Consider the following 15,855-nt stretch of genomic DNA (forward strand, 5'->3'; position numbering starts at 1 on the left):
CCGCCGCTCATGGACTTATCTCGCCGCGGCGTGCGGCTTCACCGTGGACGGCGAGCATCGCCGCAAACTCCCCGCATCCGAACCGTTCGACCATGGCCCTGACCCGGTCCTTGTAGGCCACATGGCCGATCCTGCGCTGCAGGTCGGCGGCATGAAACTGACGGTTTCCAACCGGCGCGGAGCGCGTCAGACGCACCAGCTCGGTTTCGGCACTCCTTACATCTGATCTGGGGCAATTGACGGAAACTGGCGTTGCCGGCGGTCGCCCAACCGATGTCTGCCAACGCCGCATGAAGCCCAGGAGGAAACCCGCCGGAACGCAGGTGTTTCCGCGGGCTTCGTTGAAGGCCATGAAGCGATCCCAGATCGCCTGCGTATCGACGTTCCAGCAAGGCAGCGCGGCTTTCGCCGCCTTGATGAGCGCCGCCCAGGTGGTGCGATGGACGTTCGAGCCGGGCGCGATCTCGATCTTCCCAGAGAAGATAGTTTTGTTTTTAGATTCTCTAGATAGTGATGTGTCACCCCCAGTTGACGCCAGATGCTGTGGCGACTCGTGGGCCATACAGCCGAAGCGGAAGAGCCACGGCGCGAACTTGCCGTTCGGCTTCCAGCGCTCGACGCGAAGCTCCGATGCCGCGAGCTCCGCAAGCAGGGTTGTGAGGTGTTGACGGGTCACACCCATGATCTCGGAAAGAGTGGAGAGCGTGAAGGCGGCTGTGCCCCGATCGAGCCCGTTGTAGCCGTCCTTCCAGGCGATGCCGTCGAGGATGATCGTCGCGAGCTTGTGCGCGGAAACGGACAGATCGCATCGGAGGATCTGCCGCAGGATTGAGCCGGTTGTAAGGTCCATGAATGTCGTCTCTTCGGAAGGACGACGTCAGATCGTGAGGCAACAACATTCCTGCCAGCAAAACAACTTTGCTGGTTGCAGGTCTCCGGGCGATCGGCTAGAAAACTCGGGCACAGTGAGTAATCGGGCGCGGCGTCGGACTATCGGTCTGGCGTCGTTCTCTTTTCTGGATGTGGGATGCACAGCCTCCGGTGCAAATGGATGATCAGGTCCGGGGTGACCTGGGCCGGGAAATGGTCAGTAGCGGACTTCTTCGGAGCCGTAGTTTCCGGCGTGGTCACGCCAGTCGACGAAGACCGATCGGTAGAAATAACTGCCGCACCCGTTCGGAATCCGCAGTTGCGAGGCAGGCGGGACCTGGGCCGTGCTGGACGGGGTCCAGCGATAGTCGCCCTGCACGCCATAGGACCCGAGCCGCGTCGAGTCGGTGCGGTTGCAGTCGCCGTCGCGGTTTTCGTGCTGGCGGTACTGGATGTGATAGACCCGGATGCTGCGCACGAAATCGAAGGCGTCGCCCGAGATGTCGATGTCCGCCCCATCCGTGGCCTGGACCTCGACGACCGGCGCGTCCTCCGGGAAGGACTGCCGGGGCAGGGTGGCCTGGAAGGCGGCATCGAACAGGCGCTCAGCCGGACCAGGCGCTTCGGTCGGCGAGAACGACGCACCCATGGGACAGCGCCAGATCTGGAGCGGCGGTTCGATGGGCCAGGGGGTGATCCGGCGGATGAACACCGCGCGGGCATGGGCACAAGGCGCAGAGGCCGGCCAGCCGCCCGCGAGGCAGAGCAGGATGGCGCAGTCCACCTGGTAGGCGCTCGCCGGGGTCGCCAACGGGACCTGTCCCGAAAGCGTCAATGTCGCGGCCATCGCCAGCCGCAGGATCTTGCGTCTCATGTATCGACTCTCCACAAAACTATGCGGGCGAATACAATACAACACGCGTGACGGCAATCGGATTTCTTTGTGACGCTCAATGTCTGAAGCGGAGACCAGCAAGCATGCGGGTCCTCACTCGAGGATCTCGACCAGTCGTCCGTAGTCGCGGCTGACCTCCTGCGCCTCGAGGAAGGCGCGCTGGCGCTCGGCGTCGAGGCAGCGGAAATACTCCTGGATGTCGGCGATGTATCCCTCGAAGTCGGCCCGCAGCAGTTCGGCATACTCGCGCACGTCTTCTGGGTTTTCGGGCAGGAAGGGCCGATCCGGCACGATGCAGGCGCTTGCCATTTGACCGCTCAGCACGAAGATCGCCACCAAATCGGGCAGGTTGGCACGTCCGACACAAAACATGCGCAGGGCAAAACTCCTTTGCCGGTGTGAATCGGTGGATTTGTGTGATAGCGGACCTAAGTGCGCGAAAGCATCCAGTCAAGATGAAGAAATCGTCTTGCAGTCATTTATGTTGTATTGTATCGCCCGTGTGGAAATGTCCCGCGGGCCGGTACTCATGATGAGGAGGGCCCAGGGGAGGTCATGATAGAAGAAGCACCGAATGTGGTCACCGAAGACGGACTGCGCGGATTGCTCGGCCAGGGATACAGGGCCGAGGTCGTCTGCAAGGAAGGCGCCGAGAAACGCCACAACAGCTGGTACGGCACCTGGACCGTGCGCGCCGTCTCTTCCGATGGACGGGACGAGAAACTGCTCGTCACCTCGCGCAGCTATCTCAAGATCCGCGAATTCAAGACGATCGTCGGCCTCGTCAGTTTCCTGGCCGACATGGGCGCAACCGTCGTCTCCATCCCGCTCGAAGAAGGCGGACGGGTTCCGCACGAAGCCCCGGGCAAACCTCTGGCCGCCAAGGCCTGACGGATTCACCGCCTGCCGCGTTCTCGCGGTCCTTGCCCTGCTCGGTACAGGTGTTTGTTCCGCACCCTCGGCCTTGCTGGCACAGACGACGACAGGCGGGTTCATCTTCTCCGTCGGCCAGGACGGCCGGCTGATCGATGTCTCTGCCACGCAGGCTGATCCAGAAGCATCTGCCGACAAGCAAGCGAACGGTGCAACGGGTCCCGGCGACCGGCTCTTTCTCTTCTCCAATCGGTCGCATGATGAAGCGAACGCAGAAAGCGCATCGCGCGCGCCCGTCCCGGCTCCTCCCGACATTCTCGCCGCCATCGAGGCGACTGCCTTCCGCTATGCCGGTCACCCCGGGTTGCGCCGCGCCGGTCTCTCGGTCACCGACTGGGCCGCGCTCTACCGGGCCAATATCGAGATCGAGAGCGCCTACAATCCGCGCGCTTTGAGCGGCGCGGGTGCGATCGGGCTCGGCCAGCTGATGCCGGACACGGCGCGGGTTCTGGGCGTCGATCCGCATGATCCACGTCAGAACCTCGACGGATCGGCGCGGTATCTCCTGATGATGCTCGACCGTTTCGGCGACAGCCGCCTGGCACTCGCCGCCTACAATGCCGGACCCGAGGCGGTCGACCGCCACGGCGGCATTCCCCCTTACCGAGAAACCATGGGCCATGTGGCGAAAGTGACCGCCGCGATGCTGCGCCTGAGAGGAGAGATTTCGTGAGAAGACAAGTGAACCTGACCGCCGTCGCGGCGGCCCTGCTGATCGTTGCCGCGGGACCGGCGCTCGCCCAGAGTATCGACCTCTCGCCGGTGCAGACCCTGCTCCAGGGCATCGTCGATGCGATCACCGGGCCCTTGGGCATCGTGATCGGCACGCTGGCGCTGATCGGCGTGTTCCTCTCCTGGCTCTTCGGTATCCTGGATTTCCGCCAGGCGCTCTGGGTCGTGGTGGCGATCGCCGGGATCGCCGCCGCCCCGACCATCGTCGCCGCGATCTGGACCACTTGAGGTCTGACACCATGGCGGAGCAGTCGCGTGTCTTCATCGGCCTCCTGAGGCCGCCCAAGCTCATGGGTCTGCCGATCATGTACGCCATGGTCTGGCTCTTCGGCTCCACGCTCCTGTTCCTCTGGGTGCAGAGCTGGATCGTGGTGCTGATCGCCGGTATCGCCTGGCCCGCGCTCTGGAAGGCCGCCGACTGGGATCCGAACTTCCTCGATGTGCTGGTGATCACCCTGCAGGAGACGCCGCCGACCCGGAACCGCAAGCTGCACGGAGGCGACAGCTATGCCCCGTGATGCTGGATATGGTGAAGACCTCGATCTCGGAACGGCGGTGCCGTCCTGGATTGCGGGCGAGAAGCGTCTCTCGCAGATGCTGCCCTATGTGAGCCTCGTGAGCGACACCACAATCCGCACCCGCGGCAACGAGCTCATGCAATGCATCCGGCTCGAGGGGGTGAACAGCACCACGAGCGAGGATGCGCATCTCGACCGCATCGGCGCGCTGATGGCCGGGATCGTGGCGCAGGCCGGGACAGGGTTTTCCTTCTACCTGCACAAGGTCTCCAAGGCGGTCGAGGTGGACCTGCCGCCGATCGAAGAGGCTGGCTTCGCGGGCGAGATCGACCGGCGCTGGTGCGCGCATCTGCGCGCTTCCGGGCTGCGCGACAAGACGCTGACCCTCACGGTCCTGAAACGCCCCGAGGTGGGCCGCGGCCTGCCGTTCCTTGCCGCCGCCTCCCGGGCGCGGCTCGCGCAGGACACGGTTCGGAGGCTACGCAAGCTCGACGAGGTGGTCGGGTTCATCCTTTCGACCTTCGACGAGATGAAGCCCCGACTGTTGTCCGCAAATTCCGGAGCGCTGCTCGGCTTCCTCGGCAGTCTCAACACCGGCTGCGAGCATCCGCTCTTCCCGCGCTCGCGTTTCGGCATCCTCGCCGAAGACGTGGCCAACACCCGTGTGACCTTCGACGGTCCGACGATCCGTCTCTCCGACGGGGCGGCGGGCGAGAAATTCGGCGCGATCTTCGCGGTCAAGAACTACCCGGCCAAGACCGACGCGCTGATGCTCGACGAGCTGAACCTGCCGGTCGACATGGTCGTCACGCATTCCTTCGTGGCCGTAAACTCGAACATCATGGCCGGCCGGATCAAGCGGCAGCTCAGGCTCATGCAGGCCGCCAATGACGGGGCGGTCAGCCTCGCCGAAGAGCTGGAGCTTGCGCAGGACGATCTGGAATCGAAGCGCCTGATCTTCGGCGAGCATCACATGACGGTCGCGGTCTATGCGAAGACCCGGACCGCCCTCGACGATATTTGCGCCGAGGTGCGCAACATCGCCGCCAGCACCGGCATCAACCTGATCTCGGAAGGCTTCGGCGCCCGGACGCATTACATGGCGCAGCATCCCGGCAATACCGGGGCACGGAGCCGCAAGGCCGCGATAACCAACCATAATTTTGCGGATCTCGCCACGTTGCACCGCACGCCTCTCGGCAAACCGGGGAGCGACGTGCCCTGGGGTCTGCCGATCACGCTCTTCCCGACGCCCGAACGCGGCGGGTTCCGGTTCAATTTTCATGAGCAGGGCGCGCCGGACCGCGAACCGACCGGCGGGCACACGTTGATCCTCGGTCGCCCCGGCTCGGGCAAGTCCGTGCTCGCGGCCTTCCTCATGGCCATGGCGCGACGCGCGAATGCCCGGCTCTTCGTCTTCGACTACCGCGCCGGGATGGAGATGGCGGTGCGGGCGCTCGGCGGCAGCTATTCCACCGTGCGGGCCGGGCGGCCGACAGGGCTCAACCCGCTCCAGACCGAGACCGATGCGCGCGGCCAGGCCTGGCTCGCGGACTGGCTCGCGACGCTCCTCGAACGTCGCGACCGACCGCTCACCCCGGTGCAGACCAATCGGTTGCAGGAGGTCGTGCGCCAGAACGCCTCGGCCAGTCACGAAGGTCTGCGGAACTGGTCGGATTTTGCCTCGCTGCTGGTCTCGACCGATGACGAGGGCGATCTCTTCGAGCGCATGCAGGAATGGACCGCCGAAGGCCGCTATGGCTGGATTTTCGGCGCCAACCCGCAGGATACCTTCAGCCTCGCAGGCGACATCTCCGGTTTCGATCTGACCGGCATCCTCGATTCCGAGAGCGAGCGGGAACGCATGGCGGTGCTCTCCTATCTCTTCCGGCGCGTCGAGCGCGTGATCGAGGACCGCAAGCCGACGGTGATCCTGATCGACGAGGCCTGGAAGGCGCTCGACAACACCTATTTCGCGGAGCGACTGTCGAACTGGCTCGTCACCGCCCGGAAACAGAACGCCGTCGTCGTGATGATGACCCAATATGCGAGCCAGCTTGAGCGCACCCGCACCGGCAAGACCATCGTCGAGGCGGTGCCGACGCAGATCCTGTTGCCCAACATCCGCGCCAGCGAGGCCGATTACGCCATGCTGGGGCTCTCGGAGAAGGAGCTCGACATCCTCCTCGGGGTCGGCTCGTCCTCGCGCCTGGCGCTGGTCCGAGACGATCGGGGCTCGGTGGTGATCGATGCCGATCTCTCGAGCCTCGGGCCGCTCGTGACCATCCTCGGCGGCATGGAGAAGGGCGAGGAGCTGGTGGGCAGCGACTACCGCGACCGCCCGGAATTCTGGAGAACATGATGACCAAGACTTTCACCCTGCGCCTCGGGCTTCTCGTCCTCGGGCTCACCCTGTCGGCTTGCGCCGAATACCGGCCCGCGACGGCCAACTGCTTCAATTTCCGGGCCGAGACCGCGAACGCGCCGCGTGTTTCCACCAAGGGCGTGGCGGTCACGCGGGCCGACACCTCCTGTACCTTCACCGCGCTCGGGCTCGCGGATTGATCCATGCTGCGTCGGCTTCCTCCCCTTCTCGCCTTCGCCGCGCTCGCCTGTCCCGCGTCGGGGCAGGGCGTGCCGACCTTCGACGCCCAAGGTTTCGCACGCACGGCAGCGCTCATCGCGCAGCGCGACCGGGATCTGGCGCTGCAGCGCGACCGGCTGACCCGGGAGGAGGAGCTGGCCGAGATCGAACGCCAACAGCTCGCGGCGCTGGACGATCTCGTCGAGGCGACAAGCGTGGGCGGAACCGATGTCTCTGCACCCATCGCGGGACTGGAGGCGGGCAGGGGCTCCGACACCTCCGCCGCCGTGCTCTATGGGCCTGCGGATGGCAATCCGGCCGCGGCCCGTATGTTCGGCGACGCGCGCGAAGGGATCGAGGAGCTGATCATCCGCGCGGCGCGCGACACCTTCTCCCTCCCTGGGGTGTCGCGCGCCGGTCTCACCCTCGTGCAATGGCGCTGCCTCCTCCAGGCACTGATCTGGCAGGAGAGCCGGTTCCAGATCGGTGCCCGCTCACCCGTGGGTGCCTTCGGCCTCACCCAGATCATGCCCGGCACCGCCTCCGATCTCGGCATCTATCCCGCCTATTACGACGATCCCTACCTGCAGGTGACAGGCGGCGCGCGTTACCTCGCGCAGATGCTGAACATGTTCGGCGGCAACATCATCCACGGACTCGCCGCCTACAACGCGGGTCCCGGCAACGTGCAGGATTACGGCGGCGTGCCGCCGTTCTCGGAAACCCAGCACTACGTCGTGGTCATCCCCGAGCAGTACAACCGCTACCTCGCCGCGGTCGGCGGGATCGACGCCCTCGGCACCATCGATCCGGTCCTTCTCGCCAACGCGAGCTTCAGCCTCTCGGCACATGGCTCCGGGGTCTATGGCGACTATTCGATGGTCTCGGTCCGGGCTTCCGCGCTCCGGGTGCAGGACATCATCGAGCGGATCGGCGAAACCGAGGACCTGCACGAGGCGCTGGCGCTCAACACCTATGCCCGCGCGGAACTGGCGCGCCTCGTCGCCATCCGCACCCGCCTCAAGGCCGCCAGAACCGAGCCGATGAGCGCCGAGCAGATCGCGCTCGCCGCGGCACAGGCCGCCGAGCGGCAATACATGGATTTCAGTTTGGAGATATTGCGATGAGGACGAACTTCCCGCGCGCACGGAGACTTCTGTTCGGGACAGCCGCTGCGGTAGCCGTGACGATGAGCCTGGCGCCCGCGCCGACCATCGCCCAGGGCGTGCCGACCGTCGACACCCAGAATATCGCCCAGGAAATCCGCCAGCTGCAGCAGATGCTGGAGGACTTCGGGATCCAGACCGATCAGCTCGATACCCTCCTTGAGCAGCTCGACCTCGTGCAGCAGCAGCTCGACCAGCTGAACCAGATGTACGCCTCGCTCACCGGCGCGCGGGATCGGATCCTCGGCCTCTTCATGGGCGGCGATCTCGACGGGCTGCTCGAGGCGGATTTCTCCGACATCGGCGATCTGATCACCGGCATCCAGCAGGGCGACTGGAGCGCGCTCCTCGGCTCCTCCGCCGGGCCGCTCCGCACCCAGATGGAGACCGCGCTGGCGAGCGCTGGCTTCGACGAGGACAGCCTTGCCGAGATCGCCCGCAGCGGCAGTCCCGGCGCGCAAGGGGTGGCCACCCGCGCGACCACCGGGGCCGTGCTCTCGGCGGCGGCACAGAACAGCCATGCCGAGGCGGCGCAATCGCTGGAACGCGTCGAGCGCCTGGTGGAGATGATCCCGGATATGGAGGACCTGAAGGCATCCATGGATCACAACACCCGGGTGACCGCCGAGCTTGCCATCGCGATGACCCGGATGTGGGAGCTCGAGGCGATCCAGACCGTCGGCGCGGGCAATGCGGGCGTGGTCGATGCAGCGACCATCGCCGAAGAGCGTCGCTACATGGACTTCACCCTGCCGGAGCTCCGTCCATGACGATGGGAACGGGCATCGACGCCATCGTCGAGGAGGAGCTGGTCTACGGTGCGCTGCGCCGCGAGGAGACCTGGCGCAAGATCGGCATCGGCGGCGCGGTCTTCGGCGTAGTGGGTTGCCTCTCGGCCGCCGCCGTCGCCCTCCTGATCGAAACCCCGCCCCCGGTCGTCGTGCCCTTCGATCCGGCGACCGGCCTCGCCCTGCCGAATGCCGCCGTCCAGACCGTGACGCTCGCCGAGCGCCCCGCGGTGATCGAGGCGCAGATCTATCGCTACATCACCGACCGCGAGACCTACAACCAGCTCGACAATGACCTGCGCGTGCGCCGGGTACTCGCGCAGTCGAAGGGCGCCGCCGAGGCCAGCATGCGCGCCACCTGGACCAGCGGCCAGGAGACCTACCCGCCGACGCGCTACGGGGCAGGGGCCGAGATGGCGGTCGAGATCGCCAGCATCACCCTCATCGGCGAGAACCGCGCCCAGGTGCGCCTGCGCAAGCGCCTGACCGGACCGCAGGGCGTGCAGGACGGCGCCTTCACCGCCACGCTGATGTTCGAGTTCCACACCGAGACCCCGCGTGTCCTCGACGAGGTCTGGCAGAACCCCTTCGGCTTCACCGTCACGCAATACGCCATCAGATCGGACCGCGCCGAATGACCACCCGCTTGACCCTTTCCGGCCTCCTCGTCGCCGCGGCGATGTCCGCGGCCCTTCCCGCCCGGGCAGAGACCACGCCCGGTCGTGGTGCCCATGACAGCCGCGTCCGGATCGCGACCTGGGTCGACGGCCAGGTGTTCCGCGTGGTGACCAGCCTCACCCGCGTGACCACGGTCGAGTTCGGCGAGGGCGAGACCATCCGCTCGATCATCGCCGGCGACACGGTCGGCTTCCAGTTCGACGCGGTCCCGGGCGGACGGGCCTTCGCGATCAAGCCCGTGGCCTCGGGCGTCGCCACCAACATCACCGTATATACCAACCGGCGCTCCTACTACTTCCACGTCGTCGAAGCCCGGGAGACCCCGCATTACGTCGTGCAGTTCCGCTACCCCGAGAGCCGCAACGCGCCCCGGCAGGCGGTGGCGGCCGCCGCGCCGAATGCCAATTACGGCGCGAGCGCGCAGCTTGAGTTCACGCCACTCTCGGTCTGGGACGATGGCACATTCACCTATTTCCGCTTCGCACGGAACGCGCCCGTCCCGGCGATCTTCCGTCACACACGCGGCGCGGAACGCTCGGTCAACAGCCAGGCGCAGGCGGATGGCGTGATCCGGGTCTCCGGGGTGAACCCTGAATGGGTGCTGCGCCTCGGCGACGAGGTGGTCTGCATCCAGGACCTCGGCCGTAGGGGAGCGGGCGCATGAGCAACGAGCCCGACGATCTCGCGGCCCGTCTTGCCGCGCTCGAAGGCGCGAGTGGGAAGAAGGCGGGGGGCCGGCGTCCGTCCCCGGTCACGGCCCTTCTCGGCGTGCTCGGGATCGCGGGTCTGGGCGGTCTCGCCTATGCCGCGCTCCAGCCCAAGGCGTCGGTGCCGATGCCGACCGCCGCACCGGCCGAATTCCAGGACCAGGGGTCGGGCTTCGGCGACCTGGTGCCCGCCGTCCTGCCGGTCCGGACCCCGGAGCCGGCACCGGCGGACGCCGGACCGAGCGAGACAGAGCGTGCCCTGGCCGAGGCCCTAGCGGCAGTCCAGGCCGAACTCGATGCGCTGCTGGCCAGGGAGGCGGAGCCATCGTCCGCCGCCGCCGATGCCGCCATCGCCGATCTGACCGCGCAGATCGCGGCGCTGCAGGCGGCGGGCGAAGAGTCCCGTCGCGCCTTCGAACGGCAGCTGACCGAGCGCGACCGGGCGCTGGAACAGATGCGTATGGATCTGGAACTGGCGCAGCTGCAACAGCCCGCACCCGCCGCGCTTGGGCCCACGGAGGAAGAGCTGCGCCTCGCCGAACTCGAACGCCGCCGCGCGGCAGAAGCCGAAGCCCGCGCCGAACGCATCGCCTCGCCGATGATCGCCTTCTCCGGCGCCGGGAACGGGCCCAGGGACGGGGCCGTCGAAGCGCGCCTCAACGCCGACGAGGCCTTCGTCCGGTCCGGTGCGCAGGTCGCCGAGGTGACCCGCGCGGAGGTGATCGCCAACCCGTCCCACACCGTGCCGCAGGGCACGATGATCCAGGCGGTGACCGAGACCGCTCTCGACAGCAGCCTGCCCGGCGCGATCCGGGCTATCGTCTCCGAGGATGTGCATGCCTTCGACGGCTCCCGTGTCCTGATCCCGCGCGGGTCGCGGCTCATCGGGCGTTACCGATCGGAAGTGGCGCTGGCGCAGTCCCGGGTGATGGTGGCCTGGGACCGGATCATCCTGCCCGACAACCAGTCGGTCCAGATCAGCGCCTATGGCGGGGACGAACTCGGGCGGTCCGGCACGACCGGATTCGTCGATACGCGCTTCGCCGAACGCTTCGGCGCCGCCGCGCTCATCTCGCTGATCGGGGCGCTCCCGGCGGCCGCGGCGGGCCAGATCGAGGACGAAGCGGCCGCGGATGTGGCGAGCGATGTCGGGTCCGACCTGCGCGACAGCACGCAAAGCGTCATGCAGGACTACCTCGCGATCAAGCCGGTCATCCATGTCGACCAGGGCACGCGGATCACCGTCATGGTCGACCGCGATCTCGAGATCTTCTGACATGGCGGCGAGCTACCTCGAAGCCTCGCTCGACGCGCTGGCACCCGCGATCGGGCGTCCCGACGTCATCGAGATCTGCATCAACCCCGACGGCAGCACCTGGGGCGAGTTCCACGGGGATCATTTCATGTCCGCGCTCGGCACGCCCCTGAGCCAGACCGCCATCAAGGATCTCGGCAACCAGATCGCCTCGGCGGCCGGCACGACGCTCAGCCAGAAAAAACCCATCGTCTCGGTCAGCATCCTCTACCGGGACCGCCCGATCCGCGCCCAGGTGATCCAGCCGCCCGCCGTCGAGGGCGGCTTCTCGATCTCGCTGCGGTTCTTCTCGAGCCTGCCGCTGGAAGAGATCAAACTCGCCTATCTCTTCGACAAGGAAACCAGCCTCGAGGCACTGCGGCGCGAGCGCAACCTCGCCTTGCGAGAGGTTGTGGCCGCCGGCGATATCGACGCCGCGCTCTCGTTCTGTGTCCAGAACAAGCTCAACATGATCGTCTCGGGCGGGACCTCGACCGGCAAGACCGTCGCGGCCCGGAAGATCCTTTCCCTCGTCCCGGACGCGGAGCGGATCGTCACCATCGAGGAGGCGGCCGAGCTGCGGCCCGGACAGCCGAACGCGGTGACGCTGATCTCGGATCGGGAAAGCGACACGCGCAGCGCCGACCAGCTCCTGACCTCGACGCTGCGGATGCGCCCCGACCGCATCGTGCTCGGCGAGGTTCGGGGCAAGGAGGCGATGACCTTCCTCGAGGCGATCAACACCGGCCATGGCGGCTCGCTTACCACGTTGCACGCGGAAACCCCCCAGCTCGCCGTGAGACGGCTTGCCATTGCCGCGCTGAAGACCGATCTGCCCCTGACCTACGCCGACATGATCCGCTACATCGAAGGCTCGATCGACGTCATCATCCAGGCCGGCCGCCACCAGGGCACGCGCGGCATCACCGAATTCTACCTGCCCGGCCAGACCGAAGACCCGGGTCAGTGACCATCAAAGGATACGCCATGCGCCTTCCCAACATTGCCATCCTTGTCGTTCTTGGCGCCGGTCCGGCTCTGGCCGAGGTTGCGCCCGCCGTGTCGACCGACCTCACGGTCGACATGGCGCCGCAGCAGTACCGGATCTGCAACGACCGGCCCGCGCGCCCCGCCTGGATGGATGAACTGCATCCGCGTGAAGCCTACAAGGCGCTGACGTTACAGAAGCTGTACGAACTCAGGACTTGGGAAGCCATATTGCAGACCGGGGACTGCGGCTGCTCAACCCGTTTCCCGAGTTGGGAAAGTGCCGACGCCGAATACCAAGAGAAGTATGGGCATCTTCCGCAAGCGGACCAAACGCAGGCCCGATTGAGCATTCGAGGTGAACAACGGCAACTCGCGCCAAATGTCGAGGCAATCTGCCGAGAACAAGGCAACTGGTAATGGGCGTCGTCAGCTGGATGGTCGGAACGGCCGATGCCTTCCTCGCCGATGCCGCGGAGTCCCAGTTCGGGGCGGTCGCAGGCAATATCGGCACGATCGTACTGCTGATGGTCACCATCTCGGCCATCGGGCTCTTCATCAACATGGCCTTCCAATACCGCAGCATGGATGGCGCGAGCTTCTTCTGGTACCTTATGAAGCTGATGCTGGTTGGGTTGTTCGCCTTTAACTGGGTGCAGTTCAATACGGTCGCCAACGCGGTGATCGGAGGTTTGGACTATGTCGCGGGCGCGCTGATCTCGTCTGTGGGGGGCGGTGGGGCAGGGGCCTCATACTTCGCTTCAGAGTTCGACGATCTCATCGACGAATTTAGTCAGTATCTGAACGCCATCGGTAGCAACCTGAACTGGATGACCGGTGCGATCCTCGGCGGCATCGGCCTCGTGCTGCTCAGCCTCCTCGGGTTCATGACCGGCATCGTCCTGATCTTCGCCAAGATGATGCTGACCCTCATGCTTGGTCTCGCACCGGTCATGATCGCGCTCTCGCTCTTCGAGGCGACGAAGGATTTCTTCCACCGCTGGGTCTCGACCACCGTCAGCTATGCCTTCTACCCCGTCGTCATCGCCGCGATGTTTTCGACCGTCGTGGGCATGGCCAACGCGCTCCTGGCGCAGCTGGGCGATCCGGGCTCCGCGACCAATATCGGCTCGCTCATCCCGTTCTTCGTTATGGTCTTCCTGGCGAAGGGCTTCGTTGCTGCGACGCCGCTCATCGTGCGCGGGCTTTCGGGGAATTTCATGGTTGTGGCCGGACCGAATGCGTTTGCCGGTGCGGCTGCGGTTGCCAGGGGGATGGTCAATACGTCCGGCGTTCAAGGGCGGGCGCGGATTGGGGCACTGACCACTGGGGAGATCGTGGGGCGCGCGACAGCGAAAGCTCCTTCGGCGGTTGCAATGACCGCAAGGTTAAGCGGCGAGCAGATAACCCGGATGGCGGAGAGAGCGCGGCGGATCGGTCGGTCGTGAGCTAAGCCACGCAGAAAGAACAGATCGCGCCGCCAATGCTGGTGCCGGGGACACTTAAACGTGAAGCAACCATTCGCTCACATCGCGAATGTAGATTGACGAGAATCAAGCTTGGTGCAACATCGCCGCCATGATCGTGACTTGGCGCAGCCTTTTCGTTGTCTTTCTATCCATGCTTCTCATTGGCACGGGTGCCGCAGCGCATTCCGTTGGACATGACAAACACGGTTTGGACTTCGCCAGTTCTACGGATTGCACCGGCCACGAGGAAATTGTCGCGGACCATGTCGGCAAGGACCTTTCCGCCACACACGATCACGGCCACGGCGATGCCGAGCTTGGAAACGACCAGCATTGCAATGGCACACCCTGTCCGTTCCTGTCCCTCGGGCCGGAGGTGGCATTTCAGGCCACTTCAACCCGGCGAATTGCAATTGTCGTCTTCGCCGACGAACAGTTGATTTCCAATCCGGCGGATTTGGTTCGGCGTCCTCCCAGAACCTGAGCTACGTCTTTTGATTGCCTGCGCCGTCTTCGGCGCGGGTCTGCATTCGTAGAGTATCAGGAAAATCCATGAAGAAATCTTACTTGGCGATCTGCGGATCGCTGTTTGTCGCGGCGTGCGGCGCATCCGAAGTGCGCGTGGCGCAGCTGCCGGTCGCGGATCCGGCGATTGCGGTCCGTCCTCAACCGGCGATGGGCGTGGTCGGGTATGTGAATCGCGTACCGGCAAGCCCCGAAGAGTGGCGGAACTTGAACGACCTTCAAGGTCCAGATGGGGAGCGGACTCAATGAAACGTGCACGCATTATTGTCTTGGCGCCGCTGGTTCTCGCGGCTTGCGCCACACCGCCGGGTCTTTCAAGTGTATCGTCGCCAAAGGCCGGTTTCGGGACCGTATCTTCGATCTCGGCCAGAGCGTCGGGCGCACAACCGGTCTGGCTGCAAAGCGCCGAAGAAACCCGCGCCGCCGGTGAGCGTGTGCATGCGCTGGTTCACAAGAAAACCATCAGCGCGGACACCGCCGTTCAGGTGGCCTTGCTGAACAATCGCGGTCTTCAGGCCGCCTATGCCGAGCTTGGCCTTTCTGCGGCCGAGGCCTGGCAGATGACGATGCAGCCGAACCCGACGGTTTCCGTGGGTGTGCTGGGTATCGGGGCCGAAGGGTTGAATGGCTATCGTGCGATCGAAGGGCTGATCGCGAACAACATTCTGGCCCTGGCCACGCGCGAACGGCGCCTTGGGATCGCGGAGATCCGCTTCCGCCAAGCGCAACTCGTCGCGGCGCAGCAGACCCTGGCCGCGGCGGCCGAAACCCGGCGCGCCTGGGTGGAGGCTGTGGGCGCATTCGAGCAGGCGGGGATCGTGCGCGATGCGCAGGGCACCGCCGATGCGGCGTCCGAACTTGCCGCAGAGCTTGGGCGAACCGGCTTTCTCAACAAGGCGGACCAGGCGCGGGAACATGCGTTCTTCGCCGAACTCACAGGACAGCGGGCACAGGCGCGGCTGGATGCGGAACTGGCCAAGGAGACGCTGACCCGGGCCATGGGTCTGTGGGGAAGCGAGGTCGATTACTTCGTCCCGAACGCCCTGCCGGCGCTGCCGCGTTCGCCGGCTTCGCGCCCGCGCATCGAAGCGGAGGCGCTTTCACACCGCATCGATCTACAGATCGCGAAGCTGGAACTCGAAGCGATGGCGAGGTCGAAAGGACTGACCGGGGCGACACGCTTTGTCACCGACCTTGAAATTATCGCGGGCTTCGAGGCCGAACGGGAGCTTGACGGAACGGAGATAGAAACCGAGACGACACCACAGATCGAGGTCGAGTTCGACATTCCGATCTTTGATTCCGGGCAGGCACGGCTTCGCCAAAGCGAGATGGCCTACATGCGCGCGGCCAATCAGCTTGCCGAACTGGCGGTCAATGTCCGGTCTGAAGCGCGGTCGGCCTACAAGTCCTATACCGGACGGCACGCCATCGCGGGGCACTATGCGGCAACGCTTCTGCCCCTGCGAACGACGATCGAGGAAGAATCCCTGCTCAGCTACAACGGCATGATCACCAATACGTTCGAGCTTCTGGCGGATACGCGGGCGCGGCTGAGCAGCGCCATACTGGAAGCAAATGCGCGGCGCGACTTCTGGCTCGCCGACGCGAATCTGACTGCAACGATCTACGGCGGCGGCGCTATGGCCGTTGCCGGTGGCGGTGCGACCCGGGTCACCGACCCCGGCGCCGCGGCGCATTGATGGGAG

General features: G+C 65.5%; 20 protein-coding genes. 17 read left to right on the forward strand and 3 right to left on the reverse strand.

Annotated features, from left to right (window positions below; translation table 11 throughout):
* Positions 1–7 precede the first annotated feature (7 nt).
* The 3 genes from ACP156_RS23435 to ACP156_RS23445 all read right to left on the reverse strand — a co-directional run bounded on the left by ACP156_RS23435 (position 8) and on the right by ACP156_RS23445 (position 2,137).
* Positions 8–850 (reverse strand): hypothetical protein, encoded by an 843-nt coding sequence (locus tag ACP156_RS23435; RefSeq protein WP_425053777.1) that lies wholly within the window; start codon positions 848–850, stop codon positions 8–10.
* A 237-nt stretch (positions 851–1,087) separates the two neighbouring features.
* On the reverse strand, positions 1,088–1,744 hold the full coding sequence (locus ACP156_RS23440; protein WP_425053778.1) for a hypothetical protein: 657 nt from the start codon (positions 1,742–1,744) through the stop codon (positions 1,088–1,090).
* 114 nt (positions 1,745–1,858) lie between these two features.
* Positions 1,859–2,137: a hypothetical protein gene (locus ACP156_RS23445; protein ID WP_425053779.1), complete on the reverse strand. Its 279-nt coding sequence runs from the start codon at positions 2,135–2,137 to the stop codon at positions 1,859–1,861.
* Positions 2,138–2,320: 183 nt separating this feature from the next.
* On the opposite strand from ACP156_RS23445, the gene ACP156_RS23450 reads away from it, so the two are divergent.
* The 17 genes from ACP156_RS23450 (at position 2,321) to ACP156_RS23530 (ending at position 15,849) form a co-directional block, all read left to right on the forward strand.
* Positions 2,321–2,656 carry a hypothetical protein gene (locus tag ACP156_RS23450; RefSeq protein ID WP_416369403.1) on the forward strand — a complete coding sequence of 112 codons (336 nt, stop codon included), beginning with the start codon at positions 2,321–2,323 and terminating at the stop codon, positions 2,654–2,656.
* Positions 2,657–2,729: 73 nt separating this feature from the next.
* On the forward strand, positions 2,730–3,371 hold the full coding sequence (locus ACP156_RS23455; RefSeq protein ID WP_425053780.1) for a lytic transglycosylase domain-containing protein: 642 nt from the start codon (positions 2,730–2,732) through the stop codon (positions 3,369–3,371).
* A gap of 8 nt (positions 3,372–3,379) precedes the next feature.
* Positions 3,380–3,658 (forward strand): TrbC/VirB2 family protein, encoded by a 279-nt coding sequence (locus ACP156_RS23460; RefSeq protein ID WP_425053781.1) that lies wholly within the window; start codon positions 3,380–3,382, stop codon positions 3,656–3,658.
* An 11-nt stretch (positions 3,659–3,669) separates the two neighbouring features.
* Entirely contained in the window at positions 3,670–3,948 is a 279-nt protein-coding gene (locus ACP156_RS23465) for a type IV secretion system protein VirB3 (RefSeq protein ID WP_094023181.1), read from the forward strand.
* Complete coding sequence (locus ACP156_RS23470; protein WP_425053782.1) at positions 3,938–6,310, forward strand: type IV secretion system protein B4; 2,373 nt, start codon at positions 3,938–3,940, stop codon at positions 6,308–6,310. Before ACP156_RS23465 ends, ACP156_RS23470 begins: the two co-directional genes overlap by 11 nt.
* Positions 6,310–6,513 (forward strand): hypothetical protein, encoded by a 204-nt coding sequence (locus ACP156_RS23475; RefSeq protein WP_425053783.1) that lies wholly within the window; start codon positions 6,310–6,312, stop codon positions 6,511–6,513. The genes ACP156_RS23470 and ACP156_RS23475 overlap by 1 nt, the downstream gene beginning before the upstream one ends.
* Positions 6,514–6,516: 3 nt before the next feature.
* A complete protein-coding gene (locus ACP156_RS23480) occupies positions 6,517–7,659 on the forward strand; it encodes a lytic transglycosylase domain-containing protein (RefSeq protein ID WP_425053784.1) in 1,143 nt (380 codons plus the stop codon).
* On the forward strand, positions 7,656–8,468 hold the full coding sequence (locus tag ACP156_RS23485) for a type IV secretion system protein (RefSeq protein ID WP_425053785.1): 813 nt from the start codon (positions 7,656–7,658) through the stop codon (positions 8,466–8,468). Before ACP156_RS23480 ends, ACP156_RS23485 begins: the two co-directional genes overlap by 4 nt.
* Before the next feature lie 2 nt (positions 8,469–8,470).
* Positions 8,471–9,124 carry a virB8 family protein gene (locus ACP156_RS23490; protein WP_425053841.1) on the forward strand — a complete coding sequence of 218 codons (654 nt, stop codon included), beginning with the start codon at positions 8,471–8,473 and terminating at the stop codon, positions 9,122–9,124.
* The gene (locus ACP156_RS23495) at positions 9,121–9,828 is read left to right on the forward strand and encodes a TrbG/VirB9 family P-type conjugative transfer protein (protein WP_425053786.1); all 708 of its coding nucleotides are present in this window, start codon (positions 9,121–9,123) and stop codon (positions 9,826–9,828) included. Before ACP156_RS23490 ends, ACP156_RS23495 begins: the two co-directional genes overlap by 4 nt.
* On the forward strand, positions 9,825–11,147 hold the full coding sequence (locus ACP156_RS23500) for a TrbI/VirB10 family protein (RefSeq protein WP_425053787.1): 1,323 nt from the start codon (positions 9,825–9,827) through the stop codon (positions 11,145–11,147). The genes ACP156_RS23495 and ACP156_RS23500 overlap by 4 nt, the downstream gene beginning before the upstream one ends.
* Position 11,148: 1 nt before the next feature.
* Entirely contained in the window at positions 11,149–12,135 is a 987-nt protein-coding gene (locus ACP156_RS23505; RefSeq protein ID WP_425053788.1) for an ATPase, T2SS/T4P/T4SS family, read from the forward strand.
* Positions 12,132–12,572: a hypothetical protein gene (locus ACP156_RS23510; RefSeq protein WP_425053789.1), complete on the forward strand. Its 441-nt coding sequence runs from the start codon at positions 12,132–12,134 to the stop codon at positions 12,570–12,572. Before ACP156_RS23505 ends, ACP156_RS23510 begins: the two co-directional genes overlap by 4 nt.
* Positions 12,572–13,600: a type IV secretion system protein gene (locus tag ACP156_RS23515; RefSeq protein WP_425053790.1), complete on the forward strand. Its 1,029-nt coding sequence runs from the start codon at positions 12,572–12,574 to the stop codon at positions 13,598–13,600. Before ACP156_RS23510 ends, ACP156_RS23515 begins: the two co-directional genes overlap by 1 nt.
* A 130-nt stretch (positions 13,601–13,730) precedes the next feature.
* A complete protein-coding gene (locus tag ACP156_RS23520; RefSeq protein ID WP_425053791.1) occupies positions 13,731–14,105 on the forward strand; it encodes a hypothetical protein in 375 nt (124 codons plus the stop codon).
* Positions 14,106–14,173: 68 nt separating this feature from the next.
* The gene (locus tag ACP156_RS23525; protein WP_425053792.1) at positions 14,174–14,395 is read left to right on the forward strand and encodes a hypothetical protein; all 222 of its coding nucleotides are present in this window, start codon (positions 14,174–14,176) and stop codon (positions 14,393–14,395) included.
* Complete coding sequence (locus tag ACP156_RS23530) at positions 14,392–15,849, forward strand: TolC family protein (RefSeq protein WP_425053793.1); 1,458 nt, start codon at positions 14,392–14,394, stop codon at positions 15,847–15,849. Before ACP156_RS23525 ends, ACP156_RS23530 begins: the two co-directional genes overlap by 4 nt.
* The last annotated feature ends 6 nt before the right edge of the window (positions 15,850–15,855 follow it).

The sequence above is a fragment of the Psychromarinibacter sp. S121 genome, assembly GCF_049801035.1.
Lineage (GTDB): Bacteria > Pseudomonadota > Alphaproteobacteria > Rhodobacterales > Rhodobacteraceae > Psychromarinibacter.

Coding starts and splice junctions, on each gene's coding strand:
- ACP156_RS23435 (WP_425053777.1), bottom strand. CDS start 850: ATGGACCTTACAACCGGCTCAATCCTGCGGCAGATCCTCCGATGCGAT.
- ACP156_RS23440 (WP_425053778.1), bottom strand. CDS start 1,744: ATGAGACGCAAGATCCTGCGGCTGGCGATGGCCGCGACATTGACGCTT.
- ACP156_RS23445 (WP_425053779.1), bottom strand. CDS start 2,137: ATGTTTTGTGTCGGACGTGCCAACCTGCCCGATTTGGTGGCGATCTTC.
- ACP156_RS23450 (WP_416369403.1), top strand. CDS start 2,321: ATGATAGAAGAAGCACCGAATGTGGTCACCGAAGACGGACTGCGCGGA.
- ACP156_RS23465 (WP_094023181.1), top strand. CDS start 3,670: ATGGCGGAGCAGTCGCGTGTCTTCATCGGCCTCCTGAGGCCGCCCAAG.
- ACP156_RS23470 (WP_425053782.1), top strand. CDS start 3,938: ATGCCCCGTGATGCTGGATATGGTGAAGACCTCGATCTCGGAACGGCG.
- ACP156_RS23475 (WP_425053783.1), top strand. CDS start 6,310: ATGACCAAGACTTTCACCCTGCGCCTCGGGCTTCTCGTCCTCGGGCTC.
- ACP156_RS23480 (WP_425053784.1), top strand. CDS start 6,517: ATGCTGCGTCGGCTTCCTCCCCTTCTCGCCTTCGCCGCGCTCGCCTGT.
- ACP156_RS23485 (WP_425053785.1), top strand. CDS start 7,656: ATGAGGACGAACTTCCCGCGCGCACGGAGACTTCTGTTCGGGACAGCC.
- ACP156_RS23490 (WP_425053841.1), top strand. CDS start 8,471: ATGGGAACGGGCATCGACGCCATCGTCGAGGAGGAGCTGGTCTACGGT.
- ACP156_RS23495 (WP_425053786.1), top strand. CDS start 9,121: ATGACCACCCGCTTGACCCTTTCCGGCCTCCTCGTCGCCGCGGCGATG.
- ACP156_RS23500 (WP_425053787.1), top strand. CDS start 9,825: ATGAGCAACGAGCCCGACGATCTCGCGGCCCGTCTTGCCGCGCTCGAA.
- ACP156_RS23505 (WP_425053788.1), top strand. CDS start 11,149: ATGGCGGCGAGCTACCTCGAAGCCTCGCTCGACGCGCTGGCACCCGCG.
- ACP156_RS23515 (WP_425053790.1), top strand. CDS start 12,572: ATGGGCGTCGTCAGCTGGATGGTCGGAACGGCCGATGCCTTCCTCGCC.
- ACP156_RS23520 (WP_425053791.1), top strand. CDS start 13,731: ATGATCGTGACTTGGCGCAGCCTTTTCGTTGTCTTTCTATCCATGCTT.
- ACP156_RS23525 (WP_425053792.1), top strand. CDS start 14,174: ATGAAGAAATCTTACTTGGCGATCTGCGGATCGCTGTTTGTCGCGGCG.
- ACP156_RS23530 (WP_425053793.1), top strand. CDS start 14,392: ATGAAACGTGCACGCATTATTGTCTTGGCGCCGCTGGTTCTCGCGGCT.